Consider the following 24,022-nt stretch of genomic DNA (forward strand, 5'->3'; position numbering starts at 1 on the left):
ACGAATTACACTAATTTACACTAATTTTTTTTTTAATCTTTATTAAATTGAATTAAGAAATTAACTTTTAGAGCGCCAAAAAAACGTGTTAATTTTCCTTCATTTAATTATGTAGATTTACATCAAAAAAATTGATGGAATTATATAAAAAAGAAGAATATTATAAAATTGTAGGAATCTGTATGGAAGTTCACAGAATCCTTGGCGGAGGGCTTCTTGAAATTGTTTATAAAGATGCATTAGAATATGAATTCAGGAAACATAATATTCCATTTGAACGCGAAAAAGCATATCACATTCAATACAAAGACATTATTTTAGCACATAAATTCTATGCAGATTTTGTAGTTTATGATGAAATTATTTTAGAAGTAAAAGCATCAAAAGAAATTATTGACGAGTATACAGCTCAAACAATTAATTACTTAAGACTAGCAGATAGCAATCTAGGAATTATTGTTAACTTTAATAAAAAGTCATTACAACATAAAAGAATTATTCATTGACCCGCTTTCAAAAATTTGTGAAATTTGTGAAATTCGTGGCAAAAGATAAAAAATATAAATGGAGACAGTTCAAGCTATAAAACAACGTTTTGAAATTATTGGAAATGATCCTAAGCTTAATCGCGCCATCGAAAAAGCAATTCAGGTAGCGCCAACCGATATTTCGGTAATGGTAACTGGAGAAAGTGGTGTTGGTAAAGAAAGCATCCCAAAAATCATACATTCCCTTTCGCATAGAAAACACGGAAAATACATTGCTGTAAACTGTGGTGCAATTCCTGAAGGAACTATAGACAGTGAATTATTTGGTCACGAAAAAGGAGCTTTTACAGGTGCTACAAGTACACGTGAAGGTTATTTTGAAGTTGCCGATGGAGGAACTATTTTCTTGGATGAAGTTGGAGAACTACCCCTTACCACACAAGTAAGACTACTTCGTGTGCTAGAAAATGGTGAATTTATAAAAGTAGGTTCATCACAAGTACAGAAAACAAATGTGAGAATTGTAGCTGCAACCAATGTGAATTTATTTAATGCAATCGAAAAAGGTAAATTTCGTGAAGACTTATACTATCGTTTAAGCACCGTAGAAATCACTTTACCTCCTTTGCGTGAGAGAAAAGACGATATTCATTTATTGTTTAGAAAATTCGTATCCGATTTTGCACATAAATACAAAATGCCTCCATTAAAACTAGATGATGATGCAGTACAACTATTGCAAAAATTTAGATGGAATGGTAACATTCGTCAATTACGAAATGTAGCCGAACAAATATCTGTTCTGGAAACCAATCGCGATATAACTCTTGCAACATTACAATCTTATTTACCAGCCGAAGGTCCGAATTTACCTTCTGTAATTAACGATAAGAAAAATGATAGTGACTTTAATACAGAGAGAGAAATTTTATACAAAGTCCTTTTTGATATGAAAAGTGATTTGCATGATTTAAAGAAACTTACTCTGGAATTAATGCAAAACGGTAGTGCAAATGTACAGGAAGCCAATAAAAACTTGATCAAGAAAATATACGGTTCGCAAGAAAATGATAGTGAAATTGATTTTGAAGAAGAACCAAGAACAGCTGTTATGACAACTCCTAGTCGTGAGGAACAATATCAGTCAAACGATGATAATTATCTATTTGCAGAAACAATCGAGGAAGAAGAGGTTTTACGATTAGAGCAAAAAGAAATCGAAATGATTAAAAAATCATTAGAAAAAAATAAAGGAAAACGAAAAGCAGCTGCAGACGAATTAGGAATTTCTGAGCGAACTTTATATCGAAAAATAAAACAATTTGATTTGTAATAAAGTAAATGCAGTAAAATTGATAACTAAAATAAATACCTTTGGTTCTTTTAAAAAATAAAATGAAAAACATACAATATCTAATTATAATTGCAATTCTTTTCACCTTTAGTAGTTGTTCCGTTTACAACTTTACAGGAACAGGAAAAATTGATGCAAAAACATTTCAAGTTAATTACTTCCAGAATAATGCCGATTTAATTCAGCCAGGAATAGACCGTACTTTTACTTTACAATTACAGGATCTTATCCAAAATCAAACCAATCTGAATTTAGTAAGTTCTGGTGGAGATTTAGTTTATGAAGGAGAAATCACCGATTATCGAATTAGCCCAATGACTGCAACAGCAGATCAACAAGCATCTCAAAACAGATTAAAAATTCGTGTAAACGTGCGATTCACTAACAGAAAGAAAGAAGCAGATGATTTTGAGAAATCATTTGAGTTCTATTATGATTACCCTGCACAAACTCAACTTGTAGGATCTGCACTAGACACAGCCCTTAAAGAAATTTTTGATCGTATTACCCAAGACATATTTAATGAGTCGTTGGCAAAATGGTAAAAGGTTGATTCGTTTAATTGGCTAATCGTTAATTCGGTTCAAAAATAAAAACGAGTATACAAATAAACAATTTAACGAATAAACAGTTAAACAAAAAAACAATGAATGTTAACGATTATACATACCTAATAAACAGACCCGATGCTATTACAGAAAAGCAAACGGAAGCATTAGGCAATGTCTTGAATGAATTCCCATATTTTCAGAGTGCAAGAGCATTACGATTAAAAGGGCTTTACAGTCAAAACAGCTTTAAGTATAATTATGCCTTAAAAGTTACCGCTGCACATACAACAGATAGAGCTATTTTATTTGATTTTATAACATCCGAAACTTTTTCGATCATTCAAAAAGAGTATTACGACAAAAAAGCTTCGGCTCTTTTGGACATAGATGTTGTTGACAGCGAACATCTTTTACCTGAAGTTGTTGCTCTGGAAGATTTTATAGAAAAAATAGAACCTAAATTAATAGATCCTATTGAGCGCTCTATTCTTACTTCTATAAAGGAAGCTTCTATACCAAATGTTGAGGAGAATCTAATTACTTCTGAAGAAATTATAGAAACTGTAGAAGCCTTAGAAACAATAGAAAGCCCTGAAGCTATAGAAACCGCAGAAGAAAACCTAGAGATTGGAAAACCTTTGGATTTTTCTAAAAACGAAAAACACTCGTTTCAAGAATGGCTTCAACTATCCAGAACAGAGCCTATTGAACGAAAAGAGGAAGAGAAAAAGAAAGATGAAGAGGAAAAAATCGAAGTAAAAAACGAGGAAAAGGAAGAAGAGAAACAAGAAGAGCCTGCTGAAATTGATTCTTCACTAATCGAAATTGACGAAGAGAAAAAGAAAAAGGCTGAATTAATAGACAAATTCATTGAAACAAGTCCAAAAATTTCTCCTGTAAAATCGACTACAACAGTTGCTGCAAACATCCAGATTGACATTAATAAGGATGATAATACCTATTTAATGACAGAGACTTTGGCCAGAGTATATTTAGAACAAAAGAAATATACAAAAGCAATACAAGCATATGAAATATTAATTTTGAAATATCCAGAAAAAATTAGTTTCTTTGCAGACCGTATTTCGGATATTAAGACATTACAACAAAATAACAATAATAATTAAACAATGAGCACATTTTCAATTTTTTTAGTTTTAATCACAATAGTATGTTTTCTATTGATCGTAGTAATCATGGTTCAAAACCCTAAAGGTGGTGGATTATCTTCAACAATAAGTGGATCTCAAATGTTAGGTGGAGTTCAAAAAACAACTGACTTTTTAGATAAAAGTACTTGGACTTTAGCTACAATTTTAATTGCATTAATCTTACTTTCTAGTTTAAGTTTTACTGGTTCATTAAGCGATGTAGAATCTAAAATTATTGAGAAATCTGCAACTACTGCTCCAGTCACTACGCCTGCAGCTCCAACACAAGAAGCACCTGCTGCGACAAACCCAGCAAAATAATACATTCTTTATAAAATATAGAAATGCCAGCCTGTCAAAGCTGGCATTTTTTATAAGAAATAATGTCAGTTTTTTTAAGGTGGCATAGTTTCTGAAAGTTTATAAGCAAACAAAATTATAAACATAACATAATTATAAAATCATGACTTTAAACATTAAACCGCTTTCAGATCGCGTACTTATTGAGCCAGTTGCTGCTGAGACTAAAACTGCGTCAGGGATTTTTATTCCAGATACTGCCAAAGAAAAACCACAAAAAGGAACTGTTGTAGCTGTAGGTAATGGTACTAAAGACCATACTATGACTGTAAAAATTGGAGATACTGTTCTTTATGGTAAATATGCAGGAACCGAATTAAAACATGAAGGAATTGATTACCTAATAATGAGAGAAGACGATATTCTTGCAATCATCTAAAGACTTTACGCTATAAGCTGTAGGCTTTAAGCTTCTCTGATTGCTTAGAATATACTACCTAAAGCTTTATGCAAAAAACAAATGAGAGATTTTAAAAAATACGATGTCTGGCAGTTAAGTCATTCTTTTACTTTAGCAGTATATAAAATTACTGCTATATATCCAAAAGAAGAATTATACGGATTAACAAGTCAAATTCGAAGAGCGTCCTCATCAATACCTACAAATATTAGTGAAGGATGTGGAAGAAATAGCGACAAAGAATTTAATCAATTTCTCAATATCGCTTTGGGTTCTGCCAATGAAACAGAATATTTACTATTACTCTCAAAAGATTTAAATTACATTAGTATTGAATTATACGAACCTCTTGAAAAAGAGATAAACATAATTAAAAGCAAAATTTACAATCTAAAGAAAGCTTTAATCAATTCTATTTAAATAAAAAACAAAATTAACCAGCAGTAGAAAGGCTTAAAGCCTAAAGCCTACTGCCTAAAGCAAATAACAAAAATGGCAAAAGATATAAAATTTGATATTGAAGCACGTGACGGATTAAAACGTGGTGTTGATGCATTAGCAAATGCAGTAAAAGTAACTTTAGGACCAAAAGGTCGTAACGTAATCATCGGAAAATCTTTTGGTGGACCAAACGTAACCAAAGATGGTGTTACTGTAGCTAAAGAAATCGAATTAAAAGACCCATTAGAAAATATGGGAGCTCAGATGGTTAAAGAAGTAGCATCAAAAACTAATGATTTAGCTGGAGATGGAACTACAACTGCTACAGTTTTAGCTCAAGCAATCGTAAAAGAAGGTTTGAAAAACGTAGCTGCTGGAGCTAACCCAATGGATTTAAAACGTGGTATCGACAAAGCTGTTGAAACTATCGTTGCCGACTTAGCTAAACAAGCTAAAGTTGTTGGAAGTGATTCAGAAAAAATAAAACAAATTGCATCTATTTCTGCTAATAACGACGAAGTAATTGGTGAATTAATCGCTACTGCTTTCGCAAAAGTTGGAAAAGAAGGTGTTATTACTGTTGAAGAAGCAAAAGGAACAGATACTTTCGTAGATGTTGTAGAAGGAATGCAATTTGACAGAGGATACCTTTCTCCATATTTCGTTACAAATCCTGAAAAAATGGAAGTAGAATTAGAGAGTCCATATATCCTTTTGTACGACAAAAAAGTTTCTTCTTTAAAAGAACTTTTACCAGTTTTAGAGCCAGTAGCTCAATCAGGAAAGCCCTTATTAATTATTGCTGAAGATGTTGATGGGGAAGCTTTATCAACTCTTGTAGTTAACAAATTACGTGGAGCTCTTAAAATTGCTGCTGTAAAAGCACCTGGTTTTGGAGACAGAAGAAAAGCAATGCTAGAAGATATCGCTATCTTAACTGGCGGAACTGTAATCTCTGAAGAAAGAGGATACACTCTAGAAAACACTACTATCGAAATGTTAGGTACTTCTAAAAAAGTAACTATCGATAAAGATAACACTACAATTGTAAGTGGTGCTGGTGAAGCAGACATGATCAAAAATCGTGTAAACCAAATTAAAGGTCAAATGGAAGCTACAACTTCTGATTATGACAAAGAAAAATTACAGGAGCGTTTAGCTAAATTAGCTGGTGGTGTTGCTGTACTTTACGTTGGTGCTGCATCTGAAGTAGAAATGAAAGAGAAAAAAGACAGAGTTGATGATGCATTACATGCTACTCGTGCTGCTGTTGAAGAAGGAATTGTTGCTGGTGGTGGAGTTGCTTTGTTAAGAGCTAAAAACGCTTTGAGCGAAATTAAAGCTGACAATGCAGATGAAGCTACAGGTATTCAAATCGTATCTCGTGCTGTAGAAGCTCCATTAAGAACTATCGTTGAAAACGCAGGTCTTGAAGGTTCTGTAGTTGTTGCTAAAGTTGCCGAAGGTTCTGGTGATTTTGGATACAATGCTAAAACTGACGAATATGTAGATATGCTTAAAGCAGGTATTATCGATCCTAAAAAAGTAACTCGTGTAGCTTTAGAAAACGCTGCTTCTGTAGCAGGAATGATCTTAACTACTGAATGTGCTTTGATCGATATTAAAGAAGATAATGGAGGCGGAAACCCAATGGGTGGTGGTATGCCAGGAATGATGTAATATCCTTCCTGACTTACAAAGTCTTGAAACAAAAAAAATCCGAAGTTTATAGCTTCGGATTTTTTTGTTTTAATACCTATTTATATATTTTATAATATCATTTCTTCTCCAATTTATTAAAGCTATAAAAGCCTTTTACTAACAATTATAAATAAAAAAATCCGAAGTTTAAAGCTTCGGATTTCTTAGTTTAATTTTAATATCTATTATTGTATTTTATCTACTGGTCTTTTCTTTAGTAGTTTCATTAAAACTGGGAAAGTCGTTATGATAACAATAATTATAATGATGTACTCGATATGTTGTTTTAGATCAACTCCTTGTTTCAAAAACACACCGTAAAGATAGTGTCCTGAAAATATCAGAATAAAAGCCCACAAAAATGAACTTAGAATGTTATAGAACATAAATTTCTTTTTATCCATAGATACAATTCCTGCAACTATAGGAGCAAATGTTCTGAAAATTGGTAAAAAACGAGCATAGATTATAGCTTTACCTCCGTATTTCTCAAAGAAATCTTTTGATTGTAACAGGTATTTTTTCTTAAACCAAAAGGTATCTTCTTTTTTAAACAAATAATAACCACTTTTGGCTCCAAACCAATATCCAGTCATATTTCCAAAAATCCCTGAAATAGCAACCATTAATGAGAGCAGAAATACGTTTATAAAATCGCTTTCGATGTAAACCATATTCTGAATTAAATCACGACTATAAATTCCAGCTAAGAAAAGTAAACTATCACCTGGTAAAAAGAAACCCGCAAAAAGCCCTGTTTCGGCAAAAACTATAAATATAACAATGTATAAACCAATTTGAAATCCACCAATGGTAAGGGTAATATAAAACTCAGGATTAATTAATTGAGTCCAATCAAAATTATTCATATAAGCGATTTATTCGTTAAATTTATAAGTTGGTGAAAGTAATAATAAATTAGTTTAACCACAATAAATTGGCATATTTTAAAGTTTTATTAACGCTATAAAAAAGCCAAATTCCCACATGTTCTCTCTTATTATTTTCTTTCGTATTTGCAACACATCGGAAGTCCGTCATAAACCTCCTGTGTAGTCTTCGCGATGTCAGTATCATGACCTGATTTAGCAATAGCATTTTTCACATCTGCAGGTGAAGTTTTTTCTTCATTCAATATTAAATTTAGCTTATGGCTACTGATATCCCATACTGCCGATTTTACTCCCGAAACACCAAAAGCAGCTTTTTCTATTCTTTTTTTACAATGCTCACAGTTACCACTTACTTCTGTTTCATACTTCGCATTTTTATTCTTTTTCTCTTGAGCCTGAGCCGAAAACCCTAAAAAAGTGATTAATGCTATTAATATTAAATTTCTCATTTTATTAATTATTTATTGTTATTGAATTTTTGATATTGAAATTGTTATTGAAATTGTTATTTTATTTTAAATCGCAATCCTGCGTAATACATTTGTCCAAAAACAGGAGCATATATTATTGAAGCATCAAAATCTGATCCAAACGGATTACCACTTCCTAATATAGCTTTGTCTTGGCGGTAATTCCCGATATTCTCCCCTCCTACATACACTTCAAAAACATCAGAAAAAACTCTTGTTACTTGAGCATTCATCAAAGAATATGAGGGCGAAAACTCAGGCAACCTATCTTTCTCAGGATTTGAAGCCGTGTTTGGCAATTGTTGTTGCCCTATCCAATTAAAAGTATAATCTAACTTCCACTGTTTTCCGTCAACAAGATTTGTTTCGTATTCTAGGTTTCCAAAAAAACGATGTTTTGCCTGTAACGGTCTTGCATAATTTCCAGATAAATAATCTGTTCTGATATCATAATATTTATAAGCTGAGCGGAAATTGAAATTCTTTAATAATTCATAGTTAAATTCTACTTGTAAACTATTAGCATAAGACTTTCCGTTTAAATTGTAGAATAAAACTTCTTGCGGACTTTGCATTACATCTACAACAACCTGATTCTGGAAATCAGTTCTGTATAAATCAAAAACAACTTCGGCATGCTTACCAAAAAGAGAAAACTTTTGCGAAAAACTCAATCCGTAATTCCAAGCAATCTCAGGATTCATTCCGTAAATTTTACCGCTATTATCTAGAATTGAGAATACTCTTGAACTAGCAAAAAGTTGCTGATTCTCGGCAAAAATATTCGCCGAACGTTTTCCTCTTCCCGCCGAAAATCTTAAAACAGCTTTTTCCCAAGGATTGTATCTTACATGCAATCGTGGTGTTACAAAAGTTCCTAGACGATTATGATTATCGATTCTTCCGCCTAAAATAACACTAAAATTATCCGTGTTATCATACGTATACTCAAAGAAAGCCCCAACAGAATTATCTATTCGGCTATAATCTGTTACATTCACAAACTCTTGATATTGATCGTATGTAAAGTTCAATCCTGCTGCAAACTTATTCTTGGTATTATCGATAATCGAATTAAAAATCAAATTAGAATAATAACTATTCTGTTTGATATTATAATCATTTAAACCATAATACGATTTCTGATTATGGCTGTTAAATGCATTCTGAAAACCAATACTCTGAAAAGGCATATCCGGAAAAACATAACCTATCTTGGTCGAAACATCAATTCGTTCCGTATTAATTTCAGACCCCCAATAATTCGTCGTACCTCTATCTCGATCTTTATCAAAATCAAGTTGTCCGGTTTGCTTCTTATCATTCATATATCTAAGATTAACAAAACCAACCCAACCTTTCTCGGCATTAGTATATTGGTAACGATTTAGGATATTGATTTGCTTCGCCAACGGATTATCCATAAATCCATCATCGTTCATGTCGGTTTTTGCAACACGTGCATTACCATGAACTAATAAACTTGTTGCCCATTTATCCGAAAGTTGTTTAGTAAAATGAGTGTTTAATTCAAACCGAGAATCGGTAGAACCATAAGCATTCAGGAAGAACGGAATATCATTCATCGGTTTTAATAATTCTGTGTTTATTTGTCCTGAAATACTTTCATAACCATTTACAACACTTCCTGCTCCTTTGGTTATCTGAATACTTTCGACCCATGTTCCAGGTGTAAATGATAATCCATAAGCCTGAGAAGCTCCACGAACTGATGGAATATTCTCTTCGGTAATCATTAAGTACGGACTTGTAAGTCCTAGCATTTTAATTTGCTTTGTTCCTGTTAATGCATCCGAAAAGTTAACATCAATAGATGGATTAGTTTCAAAACTTTCGGCGAGATTACAACAAGCTGCTTTAAGCAATTCTTTACTTGTTATTAATGAAGTATTTCCTGTAAGTGTATATGATTTTTTAATTCCTTTTTGCTTTTTGGTAATCTTAACTTCTTCCAAATTTTCTTGTGCAAAAACTGGAATACAAAGCAATAGCATAGCAAAAAGCGCTATATTTTTTTTCATGATAATAATTTTAATGTTTGAAAAGAGTAGACTCAAACCATACAAAATGATTTGACTTTAAAAAACATTAAAATCAGGCGTAAAATATATATTGGTGATAGAGTTTAAATAGCGGAGGTGCGTGCGCATCGCTATAATATGCAATTATCTGTTTGCTTTTAAAACTCGGAATACAGAAAAAAGCAACTGTTTTAAATTCTTGTAACGTAAATGGAAAATCAAACTGAAATAAAAATGTCTTAATTGTAGCTGTATCTGACTTTTTCTCAAAATGAACTACTTTGTCTTTACAGCAAGATGATTTTTTTTCGACTGCAATCCCGCAACATTTTTTTACTGGAGGTGCTTCTACTGTTTTATTTAATGAAATCGAAGCTAATTTGCCTCCACAATAATGCACATCAAAAGCTAGTCCTACATTGCAAACCAATAGTAGAAATGCTAAAAATAAACTAGTGCATTTTTTTATATTCATATCGCCTGCAAAATTAGCATTATAATCAATTCCTAAAATGAAATTCTTGTTAAAAATTTTAAAAAGTGCTCTTACAAGTCAAACTCCTGTTCCATTAAAGGAATAGAGCAATTAAAACCATATTTCTCTTTTATTTTTATACGAAGCGCATCTGCAGGAATATTTTCTCCATGAACCAGAAAAACTTTTTTTGGCTTATTTTCTAATGCTGAAAGCCAAAGAAGCAAATCATCCTGATCACCATGAGCAGAAAGCCCTGCTATTTTTAAAATCTTAGCTTTAACTGGAAAATATTTACCTCTTATTTTAATTTCTTTATCACCATCTAATAACTTTCTTCCACGAGTTCCTTCAGCTTGATAACCTACAATAATTATTGTTGTTTCGCGCAATCCTATATAATGTTCAAAATAATTTAAAACCCTTCCTCCTGTCGCCATTCCGCTTGCAGCAATAATCACTTTTGGGCTTTTATTATAAATAATATCCATCGTTTCCTGATAATCTGAGACTAAAGAAAACATTTTGGTCATACCTGTACACTCTTCTATCGTTAGCTTATGCCATTCTCTATTATTCATAAAGATTTCTAAGGCACTAATTCCCATAGGAGTATCAATAATATATGGAATATTCGGAATCCTACCTTCTTTCTTGAGCTGCCACAACAAATACATTACACTTTGCGCTCGCTCTACAGCAAAACTAGGGATGATAACTGTTCCCTTTTTCTGAAATGCAGCATTAATATATTTTTCCAGCTCTTCTTTGGCATCGGTATCTGGATGCAATCGGTTTCCGTAGGTACTTTCTAAAAAAACATAATCTGCAGTTTTGGGTTTTTCCGGAGGATATAGTAACACATCATTATCGCGACCGACATCTCCCGAAAAAACTAGTGTTTTTTTCTCAGCCGTTAATGCAATACTACAAGCTCCCATAATATGTCCTGCTGTAAAAAAAACCGCCGAAATATCTGGTTCTAAAAGAAATGGTTCATTTATTTTTACAACTCTAAAAAGCGGAAAGACTTTCTTGGCCTGCTCTACAGTATAAAGTGGTTCTGCAATTTCATGTTTAGAATATTGTTCTTCATTTGCCTTATTTGCTTCTTCTTCCTGAATCTTGGCACTATCCAAAAGAATGAGTTTAGCAATTTCTTTTGTAGGCCCAGAACAATATATCTTTCCTTTAAAACCCTGATATACTAATCTTGGCAACCAACCACAATGGTCTAAATGTCCATGTGTGAGTAACACAAAATCTATAGTTGAAGGTAATACGGACAAAGGCTCCCAGTTAAGTTCTCTCAAAGGTTTTATCCCCTGAAACTGCCCGCAATCTATTAAAATTCTAACTCCATTACTCTCAATCAACGTTTTTGAACCTGTTACGGTTCCTGCACCTCCAATGAATTTGACTTTCATTTTATTTGAATTTAAATTACATAGATAAAAGCATTATTTTAAGAATACCTACACAACTCCGAGGCTTCTTTTGTAACACCTTTTATTCTTTGAGAACTTAATCCAATTTTTTCTAAACAACTGTGGTTATTTAATAACTCCTTTACCAAAATTACATCTAGCGCCAATAGTTTATCCTTTTCGGCCAGAGTAAGTGTGGTTAAACAAGTTATAGGATACAGATTATTATTCTCATTCTTTGTTCTCAAGTTGTTATTTACAGGATAATCCCAACTCAATAAATTTAATCCTGAACACGCTCCAAAAGTCATCGCATCCGATGTAAATCGATTATTGGTAACTATCCAACATTCTGATACAACATCTTTGTCTGTAAAAACAGAATGCTTTCTTTCTTTTATATCATTAAATCTGGATAGAATATACATAGGTACTTTTACATCTGTAGAAGCTTCTTTTCCCATATGAAACTTACATTCCACCATTGCAATGACATCGTTCTTTTTTATCAAGACATCTATTTCATGCGTAACACATTTGCCTTGCAAAGTCAGATTAGTTTTAGTTTCATAATTTTCTTTGGAGAAAAGTCTGGCAATATATTTTTCGAAGTAAAAACCAGCAGGCCCTAATAATTGTATAGCTTCTTTAAGATTATACCTTGCTGCATGCGAATGGGATATTTTTCTGAGCAACCTAAAAGCCATCTTATAGATTTTTTTGGTCGAAATCCCTTCGTACATTTCTTTCTCTATTATTTGTAAAACATCCTGAACAACTGATTGATTAGCACCAGAATTCAAAAGAGATTTCTCTAATTTTTTTCTATCAAAGACAACTGTATCTCCTGATTTTTTTACAACTTTCATCTATTTTTTGATTTGAAAATTAAACAAATACAAATCGACTACTAAAGGTACAAAAAAAGGCTTATTTATTTATTTTTTGATAGTAAAATCCTGGAACAAACAACAGTATAAGAATAGGTTGAATTAAAAAACGACGTATATAAAAAAGTATCAAATTGTTTTGATTGCCATAAAAGTAAATAACACAATAGAAAGCAATAATCAAGACTAGAAAAAACATTACATATAAAACTGAAGCAAACTTAACGAGTTCGATTTCTTTAAAAAGAACATAGATTATCCCCAATGATATAATTGTGTTTAAGAAATATCGAAATAGCAACCCAAAAAATAATTGAATCGAATTAAACTCTGGCAAAGGAAGTTCTTTATAATCTGTCTCGAAATAAACGAGAAAAGGATCATAAAACAACTGATTTTCAAATGCTCTTATGCCTGCCAAAAGAAATACAAACACAATTAAGAGAAAGATTCTTGATTTATTTTGAAGAATATTATTTAGCATATTTAGAAAATTTACTTACCCAAATAATCCACAAAATAAAAACTACTCCATAAATAACCAACGGAAAAAGTACTCCGTGTAAAAGATGTGATTTTTCAGGAAAATAACACAATAATCCTGTTAATGAAGCGATTCGGCAAACATTAAGGATATAAATAAAAAGACTTCCTCCTAAAATATAAAACAATGTCGGCTTTAATTTTCCTGAAAAGGCAACTATAAAGGATACAAACAAAATAATTACACTAATCGCATTACAACCTTCTACAATTAAAGCAACTAATTTTTGATTATAAAATATCTGTAAATATGGCTTTGAGGGAGTTTTATCGACTTTTGCACTATTATCAAATAATTGCAATAACCATTCGGTTTGATTACCTACTAGTTTTGTTATTCCATCTATTTTATCATTCCCAAAACCGCTCAAATAGAATTGATAAACGAATGTTAATAGAATATAAGTTCCAAAAAATGTACCTATAAAAAGAAGAAAAGGCTTGTACTGGATTAAATATTTTTTCAAGAGAAATTTTTAACAAATTTATGTATTTTTTGAATTTGGCTTTAAATACTTTTGTATAAAAACTAAATAATATGACTTTTCAGGAATTACAACCAAAAATAACTGCAATTGTAGCAGATACAAACCAATCAAGAGACGAAAAACTATTAAGCATTTGTCAGTTATTAAACGCCAATGTTGATTATTATAACTGGGTTGGATTTTATTTTGCCAATCACGAAAATAAAACTTTGCATTTAGGACCTTATGTAGGAGCCGAAACTGATCATACTGTAATCCCTTTTGGAAAAGGAATATGTGGGCAAGTTGCAGAAAGCAATGCTAATTTTGTTGTGCCAGACGTTGCTGCTCAGGACAATTATATTGCATGTAGTTTTACTGTAAAGTCTGAAATCGTGGTTCCTTTATTTGTAGACGGAGTAAATATTGGTCAAATTGATATTGATAGTCACGTTATTGACCCTTTTACAGAAGCTGACGAAAGATTTCTAGAGTTTGTAAATTTGGAAGTTGCTAAATTGTACTAAAAATAATACATTCGCGTAACTTTATTTTTAAACTCTTTTATGAAACTAATTTTACGCGTTTTTTTCCTTCTCTCCATTTCAACAAAACTGTTTTCTCAAACACAAACAGAAATCTCTCCAGATAAAATTGTTTACCTCGATTCTACTTGGCTAGAAACAACGTCTGATAACTATAAATATATAAGAGTCATTAAAGATTATTACTCTGATGATAAAAAAATTTATATCGTTAAGGATTACTACAAATCAAAAACCTTACAAATGATTGGTGGTACAACTGACAAGGATATTATCAAAGAAGAGGGGCCTTATGTTTATTATTACGAAAATGGGAATAAAAAACTCTCCGTCAATTATTCAAAGAGAAAAAAAACTGGAAAAGAGTTTAATTGGTATGAAAATGGAAACCCAAAATCTGAACTCGAATATTTTGAAAAAAAAGGTGAAGTTTTGTTTAAAGTAAATAGCTTTTGGAATTCCGAAAAGGAACAAACGGTAATAAACGGCAATGGCGAAATTAATGAGATAAATGGAGATGTTGAACAAAGCGGAAAAATAAAAGATGGTTTTCCTGACGGAATCTGGAAGGGAAAAGGCATAAAAAGTCAATACACTTTTACAGAGATTTATGAAAACGGAAAATTAAAATCAGGAACAAGCATTGATTCCTTACAAATCGGGCATCATTATAAAGTTGTCTTTCAAAGACCCGTGCCTAAATCCGGAATGGAATCATTTTACCAATACATATCACAAAATTTAGATACTTCTGAAAATAGATTTTTAGGAAAAATGTATATTTATTTCGTTATAGACAAAGAAGGAAACCTGGTTGAACCAAGAATTTTAAGAGGACTTGGCTACGATTTAAATGTAAATGCAATAACCACAATTACAAATGCTGGAAAATGGATTCCGGGCTTAATAAGAGGCATTCCTAGGCGAGTTAGCTATTCGTTACCTATAACAATTAGAAAAAATAATCAATAAAATTTATTTTTAGAGAAAAAAGTACTATTTTTGCACCCGTCTTACAAAAGTTGTATGACATACATAAAAATCATTAAATAATATTGGAATGTATTTAAGTAAAGAGAAAAAAGAAGAGATTTTCGCACAACACGGTGGTGCAACAAACACTGGAAGCGCAGAAGGTCAGATTGCATTGTTCACGTTCAGAATTTCACACTTAACTGAGCACTTGAAAAAAAATCGTCATGATTACAACACTGAGCGTTCACTTGTACTATTAGTAGGTAAAAGAAGAGCTTTGTTGGATTACTTGAAAAAGAAAGAGATCAACAGATATCGTGAGATTATCAAAGTATTGAATATCAGAAAATAATCAATATAAAAAAGAGGTGCGAGAGTGCCTCTTTTTGTTTTTACACAAACAAAGAAAAAAAGTTTGGTTTTTCATTGGGTTTTAGGCATTAACTACGCACAACAACAACTACAACACAACTAAAACCCATTGTATAACCAATAAGGAAAAAATTTATGATTCCACAATTATTTGTAGAGAAAATCGATTTAGGTGATGGCAGAAGCATCACAATCGAGACAGGACGTTTAGCTAAACAAGCTGATGGTTCTGTAGTAGTAAGAATGGGCGACACGATGATACTTGCAACAGCAGTATCGGCTCGCACTTCTAATCCAGGTGTTGATTTTTTACCATTAACGGTAGATTACCGCGAAAAATTCGCAGCAGCTGGTCGTTTCCCTGGAGGTTTCTTTAAAAGAGAAGCTCGTCCAAGTGATAGCGAAGTATTAACAATGAGATTAGTAGACCGTGTTTTACGTCCGCTTTTCCCAGATGATTACCATGCTGAAACGCAAGTTATGATTCAATTAATGTCTCATGACGAAGAAGTTATGCCAGACGCATTAGCTGGTTTAGCTGCATCTGCTGCTTTAGCAGTTTCAGACATTCCTTTTTACAACTTAATTTCAGAAGTACGTGTTGCACGTATCGACGGAAAATTTGTAATCAACCCAAGCAGAGAAGACTTAGCAAAATCTGACATCGATATGATGATTGGTGCTTCTTTAGATTCTGTTGCAATGGTTGAAGGTGAGATGAAAGAAATTTCAGAAGCTGAAATGGTTGAAGCAATTAAATTTGCTCACGAAGCTATTAAAGTTCAAATTCAAGCACAATTACGCTTACAAGCTGCTTTTGGTAAAAAAGAAATTCGTACTTACGAAGGTGAGAAAGAAAACGAAGAAATCTATAAAAAAGTAAAAGCTGCAGCTTACGATAAAATTTATGCTATCGCAAAAGTTGGTTCAGCTAAACACGAAAGATCTGCTGCATTTGCTGAAGTAAAAGAAGAAGTAAAAGCTTTATTTACTGAAGAAGAATTAGCTGCTGACGGAGATTTAGTTTCTAAATATTTCTACAAAACAAACAAAGAGGCTGTTCGTAACGTAGTATTAGAATTAGGTGTACGTTTAGATGGTAGAAAAACTACAGACATCAGACCAATCTGGTGTGAAACTGATTATTTACCAAGAGTTCACGGTTCTTCTTTATTTACACGTGGAGAAACTCAAGCATTGGCTACAGTAACTTTAGGAACGTCTAGAGAAGCTAACCAAATTGATTCTCCATCTGAACAAGGTGAAGAGAAATTCTATTTACACTATAACTTCCCTCCTTTCTCAACTGGTGAAGCAAAACCACTAAGAGGAACTTCAAGAAGAGAAGTTGGTCACGGTAACTTAGCTCAAAGAGCTTTAAAAAATATGATTCCTGCTGATTGTCCTTATACAATTCGTGTTGTTTCTGAGGTTTTAGAATCTAATGGTTCTTCTTCTATGGCAACTGTTTGTGCTGGTACAATGGCTTTGATGGATGCCGGAGTTCAAATGACAAAACCAGTTTCTGGAATTGCTATGGGATTAATTACTGACGGTGAAAAGTTTGCTGTATTGTCTGATATTTTAGGTGATGAAGATCACTTAGGAGATATGGACTTTAAAGTAACTGGAACTGCAGATGGTATTACAGCTTGCCAAATGGATATTAAAATTGATGGTTTACGTTACGACATTATGGAGCAAGCTTTAGGGCAAGCACGTGAAGGACGTTTACACATTTTAGGAAAATTAACTGAGACTATTGCTGCTCCAAGAGCAGACGTTAAAGCACACTCTCCAAAAATCATCACTAGAACTATTCCTGGAAACTTTATTGGAGCATTAATTGGACCTGGAGGAAAAGTAATTCAAGAATTACAAAAAGCTACTGGAACAACTATTGTAATCAACGAAGTTGATGAACAAGGTGTTATCGAAATCTTAGGTACAGATCCTGCTGGAATTGAAGCTGTTTTAGCTAAAATTCAATCTATTACTTTCAAACCTCAAATGGGCGAAGCTTATGAAGTTAAAGTAATTAAAATGCTTGATTTTGGAGCTGTAGTTGAATATACTGCTGCACCAGGAAATGAAGTTTTACTTCACGTATCTGAGCTAGCTTGGGAACGTACTGAAAACGTTACTGACGTAGTTAACATGGGAGACGTTTTCCAAGTTAAATACTTAGGACTTGATCCTAAAACTAGAAAAGAAAAAGTGTCAAGAAAAGCACTTCTTCCAAGACCTCCACGTGAGGAGAAAAAAGAGTAATCAGATCTTAGTTTACTAAAGGTTTATTCATAGAAAACCCCAATTCAAATTGAATTGGGGTTTTTCGTTTTTAGCTATTGTCGATAAACAATTCCGAACATCAAACTCTGTGATCCAAAATCTTTCTCGATCTTATCATTAAATAATCCATAAGGAGACCACTGATAATGACATTGTAATCCAACATTTTTATAATTGAGCTTAATTCCTTGTGACAGATAAAATGTAGTCAAAACTTCTTTTGTATGGTCTCCATCTTCAAATTCTAATTCGTCTGGTGCTTTATAAAAATTTAAAGCCAAACCAATTCCTGAATTCCATTCTAAATTAAAATCCTTTTTTCGCAGCGATAAGGGAACCACTTTTGCAAAACGAGTTCCGATATTTATTGCAAAGTGACTTGACTTGTATTGAACAATAGAATCTCGATATTCAAAATCAGGTTCTACCGGTTTTTTAGGAATAAAAAAATTAAATCCAAAATCTATAAAATCTTCCCGATTCAATTTATTTCTAAACCAAAAACCAAATGATGGCGATAAATCAAACTTATCCGAAAGTTTCCCGATTGGCTGAACAAAACCAGCTTCTACATAAATTCTTTCATAATCAGTAGACGAATCTTGAGATTCATTTTGTGAGAATACAAATTCCGAAAACAAAAGAATCAATAAGAATAAAAAACTTCTCATAATTACCAATTTAAAAAAGGCATTGTCCTTTTATTATTCACGTTCCAAAGTCCTAACTGAAAACCTTTAGAATTTGATTTATTAAAAACACCTATCTGTAATCCTTTATTAATTTGTACCTGATTAAAAACTCCCAAATGCAATCCTTTCAATTCACACGATTGATTATAAACTCCAATTGTTGAACCAATTAAATCATTATTACCATTATAAATACCTATTGAAAATCCGTTCTGATTATCAGCAATTGTTCCCAAAACAGTAATCGAAAGTCCATTAAAATCATTGAACTTGTTTCCTGCCGAAATATTTAAGCCATTCATACTTGTTGTGGTAAAAAAGCAGCCTGTACTAAGGTTTAAGCCATTCAATTTTAAATAAGGTGTATAGCTCATATTTTTAATCTTGTAAGCCTCATTCGGCTCTTTGGCAACATTGTACTTTTTATTATTCTTAATAATTTCTGGCAAATGTATTAACGCTATAAAAGCATATAATGCTCCAGCGGCTGGTGCTGGGTTTGCTTCTATATTTAATCCATTAATTGTTTGATGCTCTATATTTTTATTATTGATGTGTCCAAGTCCAAACACTAGCCCATTTACTTTGTCTACTTTTTTAGATATTGGTGAAAGACTAAAAAGCTGTGAATGCGTTTTTACAAAATCAACCGTATGAATCTGGATTGTATCCTGAGCATGAATAAATCCAAATGTTAAAAACAGGAATACTAAAATTGACGTTTTCATAAATCATTATTTTAAAATTACAGGACAAACCTATTGCAATTATCACACATGGATTTGCTTAAATCAATAAAACTATTTCTTATATTTGCGATTATCGCAAATTATGAAATATCAAGAATCATTTTTAAAGGCCATTCGTAGTAAAGTTTCAAAGTCAGCTTCTTTAATAGATGAAGTTGCTTCTGTATTAGAAATTAGCTACGATGCATCACACCGAAGAATATCTGAAAAAAGTAAATTTTCGATAGATGAAACCATTAAACTCGCAAATCATTTTAATATTTCATTAGATAATTTATTTTCAAAAAAAGAAAAAGTTATTGTCGAGAAAACAATTGAGATAGAGACTTTAAAAGATATGCTTCAGTATTTTAAAACTTCGGCTGAACAGATTGAGTTTTTAACTAAAAACCCAAAAACAACTCTTTTTTATTCTGCCAAGGATATTCCGCTATTCTATTTTATGGACGGAACGATCTTATCAAAATTCAAAGCTTTTGTATGGCTGAATCTTTTAAATACGAACCAAAAGAAAGTTACTTTTGAAAATTTTGTAATCGAAGAATCCTTTACAGAATATATGCAAAAATTAAAAAATGTCTATGATAATGCTATTGTAAATGAGGTATGGAATGACACTACAATAAATAGTAGTTTACAACAGATTTTATATTTTTATGAAGCTGGTTTACTAAATCTTAAAAATGCGAATGCACTTTGCAAAGACTTAAAAAGAATCATCAATTCTATTCAGGAAAAAGGCAACAAACAAAATTCTAATTTCACTATATATTACAATGAGTTAATATTATTAAACAATAATATGCTCATAGAAACCGAAGAGAAACTAACAATGTTTGTACCTTATACGCTACTTGGGTATTTTATTACTGATAACATAGACAGCTGTAAAAATGTACATAAGTTCTTTAAGCAACAAATCATTAATTCGAAGGCTTTGGGTTCATCTGGAATTAAAGAGCAAAACTCATTCTACAATCGTGCCAATCGAAAAATAGATTATTATGTTGAAAAAATAAATTCTCAGGTAGACCTACTATTTTAAAGGAATAATCGATTTTTTTAGTTTTTGGAATAGTTATTTTATTACTATTTAACACATTCTCGTGATATTTATAACATTTTTTTAATACTTTTGAAATTAAGCAAGAAATTAACTTTATATCAAAAGATACAGTTGAAAAATTCCCAAAACAAACTAACATTACTATTACTCGGCGTTATCCTAAACATTAATGTTTTATACTCCCAAACAAATAAAGAAACTTCTATATACAATTTGTTTGATAAAGTAATAGGTAAAGAAAATTTAGCAATATACAATGGCTCACGCCATGTAAACTATTACAGAACTATAGATAACAGCCATAGTTATTATTTTTCGAACAACTTTAGCATTGGAAATCTTAACTATGAAGGTCAAAATTACTACAACCTTGATCTTAAATACGATGTTAATAATGATGTTCTAGTCTTAAAGGCCACTGGCGAGTTTGACTATTTAGGAATTAATGTCATAAAAGAAAAAACAGCTAGTTTTAGCATTAATAATAAGACTTTTATTAATGTAAACTACAACAATGCTACATGCCCTGACTACATGAATGGATATTATCAAGAAGTCATTTATTCTCCAGATAATGTTCTTTATATTAAACATCATAAAAACAGAAGAAAGATTATTGATAATAAAAGAATTTCTGATGCAGCTAACCAAAATACATTTGACGAATTCATAGAAAAAAATGATTTTATCCTTAAGCACAAAGGCAACTATTATAAAATAAGTTCCAAAAGTGATATCATCAAAATATTTCCCGAGTCTAAAAGTAAAATCAAAAATTATTACAATAACTACGGTCATTTAGAGGAATCGGATAAGAAAATTTTCATTGAAAATCTAATAAAAGAAATCAGCAGTACTCCCTCTAACTAATGCATTCAATTAAAAAATGAGAAAAATTATACTAACCCTATTTTTATTAACTTTTCATGCGTTATCATTTAGTCAAGAAAAAAAAGATAAAATATCCATTGAATTTAATAATATTGATTTAAAAACTGCATTAGAGAAAATCGAAAAAACCACAGACTATAAGTTTTATTTTGATACAAATTGGTTTAACACTGCTGATGTTGTTTTAATTAATAAAAAATATGAAAACACTTCGGTTGAAGACATATTAGATAATCTTTTTGAGAAGACGAATCTGAATTATTTTATTTCAGACAAAAAAATAATTCTAACAAAAAGTAGTATAATTCACAGCTCACTACCTGATAATTATTTTGCACCTTCATCAACTCCTCAGACTGATAAAACTCAAAATAAAAACGCAGCAAAACCTATATTCCATCAACAATATGATACAATAATACATAACAACATTAATTCTGGCATAACTTATATTGGTAAAGAAAAAAAGGGCGGGGAATTAAAATCATATACGCTTACTGGTTTTATTAAAAATGAAAAAACTAAAAAACCACTTTCTAATGTAACGATTAAGATACGCGATAAAAATACAAGTACAGTTACCAATAATGAGGGATTCTACTCTATTGAAGTTCCTTATGGCCTTAATTATATCGAGGTAGAATCAATCAGTCATAAAAAAAATACGGAGACTGTTATGATTTATGACAATGGTAAACTTGATGTCACTCTTTATGAAAACATAAATGAATTAGATGAAGTTGTCATAAAGAAAAACGCAAATAAAAACGTAAAAAACGTCGTTGCTGGTGTTTCTACTATTGATGTAGAAGGAATTAAAAACATTCCTCTTGTTCTTGGAGAAAGAGACATTTTTAGAGTAGCCACAACTTTACCCGGAATAAAAACTACCGGAGAAGGTTCTGCAGGATTCAATGTTCGTGGAGGTAAAGATGATCAGAATCTTATTCTTTTAGATAATGCTGTTTTGTATAATACATCACATTTTTTAGGTTTTTTCTCTGCTGTTAATCCATACACTACCAATAAAGTAGACATCTATAAAGGAAGCATTCCAGCTAGATTTGGAGGCAGACTATCGTCTGTTTTTGATATTACCACAAAAAATGGTAATCCTGAAAAATTTTCTGGTGAGGGCGGAATTGGTTCTGTAACAAGTAACCTTTCTATAGGGACTCCTGTTATAAAAAACAAATCTAGTTTGTTAGTTGGTGTAAGAGCAACTTATTCTGAGTGGATTTTAAAAAAAATAGATAATGAATCTTTAAACAATAGTCAGGCAGCATTTTTTGATGGTATCCTTAAATACAATCATAAGATAAATACCAACAATACTATTGAGTCTACTTTGTATTATAGTAAAGATCGCTTTAGTATATCATCGGATTCTGTTTATAAATATAGTAATGCTTTAATTTCATTAAAATGGAATCATGCCTTTAACAACAAAAGTAAAGGCGACTTAATTTTTACAAATAGTGAGTACAAATTTAATATTGACTATGATAACGGAGGAATGAATTCTTTTGATTATGGTTATAAATTAAATGAAACTCAAGTTATACTAAACGGTAATTATACGCCAAACAATAAGCACGCTTTTAATTATGGTGTTTCAAGCAAACTATATAATGTTGATCCTGGATATCTTAACCCAAAAAATCCCAACTCTACATTAATACCAATTAAAATAGATGATGAAAAAGCAGTAGAATCTGCCGTTTATGTCTCAGACAATTATAATCTAAGCGAAAAGGTATTGGTAAGTTTGGGTTTACGCTATTCGACATATTCAGCATTAGGAGAATCAACGCAAAGAATTTATGGAGATAATACTCCTGTTAATGATAATACCGTTACAGGTACTCAATATTACAAAAAAAATGAAGTAATTAAGACTTACGGCGGATTTGAACCAAGGCTAGCTGTACGTTATTTATTTAGTGATGATTTCTCTGTAAAGGCAAGCTATGACAAAACGTATCAATACATTCATCTATTAACAAATAATACTACTCAATCACCAACAGATGCATGGAAGTTATCTGGTTTACATATTAAGCCACAAGATGCTCAACAATTTTCATTAGGTTTTTACAAGAATCTTGACAATGATAATATTGAACTTAGTTTGGAGGGTTATTATAAAAAATCTAACAACTTACTAGATTATAAAGTTGGAGCTGATTTGGTTTTAAACAAAAATACTGAAACACAATTATTACAAGGCGAAGGTAAAGCTTATGGAATTGAATTGTTACTTAAAAAGAATGCGGGAAAACTTAATGGTTGGTTAGGGTATACCTATTCGCGTACCTTTATTAAACTAGACACTCAGTTTAATGAGGAAAAAGTAAACAACGGAGATTATTTCCCTACAAATTTTGACAAACCTCATGAAGTAAGTGCTGTATTAAATTATAAATTCACAAAAAGATACAGTATATCAAGCAACTTTGTATATCAATCAGGAAGACCAATCACCTACCCAATAGGAAGTTATATCTACAACGGGATGGAATATACTGTATATAGTGACCGAAATAAATATAGAATACCAGACTATTATCGACTAGATATTGGTTTTAATATTGAAGGAAATCATAAAATAAAAAAATTAACACATAGTTTCTGGAACATATCAATCTATAATGTATTAGGAAGAAATAATCCATATTCTATCTTTTTTGTAACAGCAAATGGGGAGATAAAAGCATACAAAACCTCTATTTTTTCTGTTCCTATTCCTACGATTACTTATAATATCAAATTCTAATGCCAAAACAA

The 24,022-nt window shown here is 31.6% G+C and carries 25 protein-coding genes; 15 read left to right on the forward strand and 10 right to left on the reverse strand.

From position 1 onward, the window contains the following. Positions 1-134: 134 nt before the first annotated feature. The 8 genes from IW20_RS13810 to groL all read left to right on the forward strand — a co-directional run bounded on the left by IW20_RS13810 (position 135) and on the right by groL (position 6,425). Positions 135-506 carry a GxxExxY protein gene (locus tag IW20_RS13810; RefSeq protein ID WP_035623305.1) on the forward strand — a complete coding sequence of 124 codons (372 nt, stop codon included), beginning with the start codon at positions 135-137 and terminating at the stop codon, positions 504-506. 58 nt (positions 507-564) lie between these two features. Next, complete coding sequence (locus IW20_RS13815; protein WP_035623308.1) at positions 565-1,821, forward strand: sigma-54 interaction domain-containing protein; 1,257 nt, start codon at positions 565-567, stop codon at positions 1,819-1,821. A gap of 62 nt (positions 1,822-1,883) precedes the next feature. After that, positions 1,884-2,387, forward strand: coding sequence for an LptE family protein (locus IW20_RS13820; protein WP_035623311.1), 504 nt, complete (start codon positions 1,884-1,886; stop codon positions 2,385-2,387). Between the two features lie 101 nt (positions 2,388-2,488). Beyond that, complete coding sequence (locus IW20_RS13825) at positions 2,489-3,520, forward strand: tetratricopeptide repeat protein (RefSeq protein ID WP_035623314.1); 1,032 nt, start codon at positions 2,489-2,491, stop codon at positions 3,518-3,520. A 3-nt stretch (positions 3,521-3,523) separates the two neighbouring features. Next, on the forward strand, positions 3,524-3,865 hold the full coding sequence (gene secG / locus IW20_RS13830; RefSeq protein ID WP_035623319.1) for a preprotein translocase subunit SecG: 342 nt from the start codon (positions 3,524-3,526) through the stop codon (positions 3,863-3,865). A 142-nt stretch (positions 3,866-4,007) separates the two neighbouring features. Continuing rightward, positions 4,008-4,283: a co-chaperone GroES gene (locus IW20_RS13835; protein WP_035623321.1), complete on the forward strand. Its 276-nt coding sequence runs from the start codon at positions 4,008-4,010 to the stop codon at positions 4,281-4,283. Between the two features lie 81 nt (positions 4,284-4,364). Beyond that, a complete protein-coding gene (locus tag IW20_RS13840; protein ID WP_035623324.1) occupies positions 4,365-4,724 on the forward strand; it encodes a four helix bundle protein in 360 nt (119 codons plus the stop codon). A gap of 72 nt (positions 4,725-4,796) precedes the next feature. Next, positions 4,797-6,425: a chaperonin GroEL gene (gene groL, locus IW20_RS13845; protein ID WP_035623327.1), complete on the forward strand. Its 1,629-nt coding sequence runs from the start codon at positions 4,797-4,799 to the stop codon at positions 6,423-6,425. Positions 6,426-6,631: 206 nt separating this feature from the next. Here the strand turns inward: groL and IW20_RS13850 are convergent, their stop codons facing one another. From IW20_RS13850 to xrtF, 8 genes are all read right to left on the reverse strand, one after another. Next, a complete protein-coding gene (locus IW20_RS13850; protein ID WP_035623330.1) occupies positions 6,632-7,315 on the reverse strand; it encodes a DedA family protein in 684 nt (227 codons plus the stop codon). A gap of 131 nt (positions 7,316-7,446) precedes the next feature. After that, positions 7,447-7,788: a heavy-metal-associated domain-containing protein gene (locus tag IW20_RS13855; protein WP_035623331.1), complete on the reverse strand. Its 342-nt coding sequence runs from the start codon at positions 7,786-7,788 to the stop codon at positions 7,447-7,449. Positions 7,789-7,844: 56 nt separating this feature from the next. Next, a complete protein-coding gene (locus tag IW20_RS13860) occupies positions 7,845-9,851 on the reverse strand; it encodes a TonB-dependent receptor plug domain-containing protein (RefSeq protein ID WP_035623333.1) in 2,007 nt (668 codons plus the stop codon). 73 nt (positions 9,852-9,924) lie between these two features. Next, positions 9,925-10,326, reverse strand: coding sequence for an HYC_CC_PP family protein (locus IW20_RS13865; protein WP_035623335.1), 402 nt, complete (start codon positions 10,324-10,326; stop codon positions 9,925-9,927). A gap of 71 nt (positions 10,327-10,397) precedes the next feature. Next, positions 10,398-11,753, reverse strand: coding sequence for an MBL fold metallo-hydrolase (locus IW20_RS13870; RefSeq protein WP_035623337.1), 1,356 nt, complete (start codon positions 11,751-11,753; stop codon positions 10,398-10,400). Positions 11,754-11,791: 38 nt separating this feature from the next. Further along, positions 11,792-12,622 carry an ATP cone domain-containing protein gene (locus tag IW20_RS13875; RefSeq protein WP_035623340.1) on the reverse strand — a complete coding sequence of 277 codons (831 nt, stop codon included), beginning with the start codon at positions 12,620-12,622 and terminating at the stop codon, positions 11,792-11,794. A gap of 61 nt (positions 12,623-12,683) precedes the next feature. Next, positions 12,684-13,127 carry an exosortase F system-associated membrane protein gene (locus tag IW20_RS13880; protein ID WP_035623343.1) on the reverse strand — a complete coding sequence of 148 codons (444 nt, stop codon included), beginning with the start codon at positions 13,125-13,127 and terminating at the stop codon, positions 12,684-12,686. Then, a complete protein-coding gene (gene xrtF, locus IW20_RS13885) occupies positions 13,117-13,653 on the reverse strand; it encodes an exosortase family protein XrtF (RefSeq protein ID WP_035623346.1) in 537 nt (178 codons plus the stop codon). The genes IW20_RS13880 and xrtF overlap by 11 nt, the downstream gene beginning before the upstream one ends. 71 nt (positions 13,654-13,724) lie before the next feature. Here xrtF and IW20_RS13890 point away from each other — a divergent pair, with 71 nt between their 5' ends. From IW20_RS13890 to IW20_RS13905, 4 genes are all read left to right on the forward strand, one after another. Next, complete coding sequence (locus tag IW20_RS13890; protein ID WP_035623349.1) at positions 13,725-14,180, forward strand: GAF domain-containing protein; 456 nt, start codon at positions 13,725-13,727, stop codon at positions 14,178-14,180. A 39-nt stretch (positions 14,181-14,219) separates the two neighbouring features. Further along, positions 14,220-15,170 carry an energy transducer TonB gene (locus IW20_RS13895; RefSeq protein WP_035623351.1) on the forward strand — a complete coding sequence of 317 codons (951 nt, stop codon included), beginning with the start codon at positions 14,220-14,222 and terminating at the stop codon, positions 15,168-15,170. 88 nt (positions 15,171-15,258) lie between these two features. Continuing rightward, positions 15,259-15,525, forward strand: a complete 267-nt coding sequence (rpsO, locus tag IW20_RS13900; protein ID WP_035623353.1) for a 30S ribosomal protein S15 — start codon at positions 15,259-15,261, stop codon at positions 15,523-15,525. A gap of 155 nt (positions 15,526-15,680) precedes the next feature. Continuing rightward, entirely contained in the window at positions 15,681-17,816 is a 2,136-nt protein-coding gene (locus tag IW20_RS13905; protein ID WP_035623356.1) for a polyribonucleotide nucleotidyltransferase, read from the forward strand. Between the two features lie 74 nt (positions 17,817-17,890). On the opposite strand, the gene IW20_RS13910 is transcribed toward IW20_RS13905, so the two are convergent. Together IW20_RS13910 and IW20_RS13915 are read right to left on the reverse strand one after the other, a co-directional pair. Further along, entirely contained in the window at positions 17,891-18,508 is a 618-nt protein-coding gene (locus IW20_RS13910; RefSeq protein ID WP_035623360.1) for a hypothetical protein, read from the reverse strand. Positions 18,509-18,510: 2 nt separating this feature from the next. After that, positions 18,511-19,257, reverse strand: coding sequence for an LA_2272 family surface repeat-containing protein (locus IW20_RS13915; RefSeq protein ID WP_035623363.1), 747 nt, complete (start codon positions 19,255-19,257; stop codon positions 18,511-18,513). A gap of 103 nt (positions 19,258-19,360) precedes the next feature. Here IW20_RS13915 and IW20_RS13920 point away from each other — a divergent pair, with 103 nt between their 5' ends. The 3 genes from IW20_RS13920 (at position 19,361) to IW20_RS13930 (ending at position 24,011) form a co-directional block, all read left to right on the forward strand. Next, positions 19,361-20,323, forward strand: coding sequence for a hypothetical protein (locus tag IW20_RS13920; RefSeq protein WP_035623366.1), 963 nt, complete (start codon positions 19,361-19,363; stop codon positions 20,321-20,323). A 132-nt stretch (positions 20,324-20,455) separates the two neighbouring features. Beyond that, positions 20,456-21,214 (forward strand): hypothetical protein, encoded by a 759-nt coding sequence (locus IW20_RS13925; RefSeq protein WP_035623404.1) that lies wholly within the window; start codon positions 20,456-20,458, stop codon positions 21,212-21,214. A gap of 16 nt (positions 21,215-21,230) precedes the next feature. Further along, on the forward strand, positions 21,231-24,011 hold the full coding sequence (locus IW20_RS13930; RefSeq protein WP_035623368.1) for a TonB-dependent receptor: 2,781 nt from the start codon (positions 21,231-21,233) through the stop codon (positions 24,009-24,011). The last annotated feature ends 11 nt before the right edge of the window (positions 24,012-24,022 follow it).

Source organism: Flavobacterium hydatis (assembly GCF_000737695.1).
GTDB classification, from domain to species: Bacteria; Bacteroidota; Bacteroidia; order Flavobacteriales; family Flavobacteriaceae; genus Flavobacterium; species Flavobacterium hydatis.

Excerpts from the sequence above, each read along its gene's own strand:
- IW20_RS13810 (WP_035623305.1), top strand. The coding sequence starts at position 135 with ATGGAATTATATAAAAAAGAAGAATATTATAAAATTGTAGGAATCTGT.
- IW20_RS13815 (WP_035623308.1), top strand. The coding sequence starts at position 565 with ATGGAGACAGTTCAAGCTATAAAACAACGTTTTGAAATTATTGGAAAT.
- IW20_RS13820 (WP_035623311.1), top strand. The coding sequence starts at position 1,884 with ATGAAAAACATACAATATCTAATTATAATTGCAATTCTTTTCACCTTT.
- IW20_RS13825 (WP_035623314.1), top strand. The coding sequence starts at position 2,489 with ATGAATGTTAACGATTATACATACCTAATAAACAGACCCGATGCTATT.
- secG (WP_035623319.1), top strand. The coding sequence starts at position 3,524 with ATGAGCACATTTTCAATTTTTTTAGTTTTAATCACAATAGTATGTTTT.
- IW20_RS13835 (WP_035623321.1), top strand. The coding sequence starts at position 4,008 with ATGACTTTAAACATTAAACCGCTTTCAGATCGCGTACTTATTGAGCCA.
- IW20_RS13840 (WP_035623324.1), top strand. The coding sequence starts at position 4,365 with ATGAGAGATTTTAAAAAATACGATGTCTGGCAGTTAAGTCATTCTTTT.
- groL (WP_035623327.1), top strand. The coding sequence starts at position 4,797 with ATGGCAAAAGATATAAAATTTGATATTGAAGCACGTGACGGATTAAAA.
- IW20_RS13850 (WP_035623330.1), bottom strand. The coding sequence starts at position 7,315 with ATGAATAATTTTGATTGGACTCAATTAATTAATCCTGAGTTTTATATT.
- IW20_RS13855 (WP_035623331.1), bottom strand. The coding sequence starts at position 7,788 with ATGAGAAATTTAATATTAATAGCATTAATCACTTTTTTAGGGTTTTCG.
- IW20_RS13860 (WP_035623333.1), bottom strand. The coding sequence starts at position 9,851 with ATGAAAAAAAATATAGCGCTTTTTGCTATGCTATTGCTTTGTATTCCA.
- IW20_RS13865 (WP_035623335.1), bottom strand. The coding sequence starts at position 10,326 with ATGAATATAAAAAAATGCACTAGTTTATTTTTAGCATTTCTACTATTG.
- IW20_RS13870 (WP_035623337.1), bottom strand. The coding sequence starts at position 11,753 with ATGAAAGTCAAATTCATTGGAGGTGCAGGAACCGTAACAGGTTCAAAA.
- IW20_RS13875 (WP_035623340.1), bottom strand. The coding sequence starts at position 12,622 with ATGAAAGTTGTAAAAAAATCAGGAGATACAGTTGTCTTTGATAGAAAA.
- IW20_RS13880 (WP_035623343.1), bottom strand. The coding sequence starts at position 13,127 with ATGCTAAATAATATTCTTCAAAATAAATCAAGAATCTTTCTCTTAATT.
- IW20_RS13890 (WP_035623349.1), top strand. The coding sequence starts at position 13,725 with ATGACTTTTCAGGAATTACAACCAAAAATAACTGCAATTGTAGCAGAT.
- IW20_RS13895 (WP_035623351.1), top strand. The coding sequence starts at position 14,220 with ATGAAACTAATTTTACGCGTTTTTTTCCTTCTCTCCATTTCAACAAAA.
- rpsO (WP_035623353.1), top strand. The coding sequence starts at position 15,259 with ATGTATTTAAGTAAAGAGAAAAAAGAAGAGATTTTCGCACAACACGGT.
- IW20_RS13905 (WP_035623356.1), top strand. The coding sequence starts at position 15,681 with ATGATTCCACAATTATTTGTAGAGAAAATCGATTTAGGTGATGGCAGA.
- IW20_RS13910 (WP_035623360.1), bottom strand. The coding sequence starts at position 18,508 with ATGAGAAGTTTTTTATTCTTATTGATTCTTTTGTTTTCGGAATTTGTA.
- IW20_RS13915 (WP_035623363.1), bottom strand. The coding sequence starts at position 19,257 with ATGAAAACGTCAATTTTAGTATTCCTGTTTTTAACATTTGGATTTATT.
- IW20_RS13920 (WP_035623366.1), top strand. The coding sequence starts at position 19,361 with ATGAAATATCAAGAATCATTTTTAAAGGCCATTCGTAGTAAAGTTTCA.
- IW20_RS13930 (WP_035623368.1), top strand. The coding sequence starts at position 21,231 with ATGAGAAAAATTATACTAACCCTATTTTTATTAACTTTTCATGCGTTA.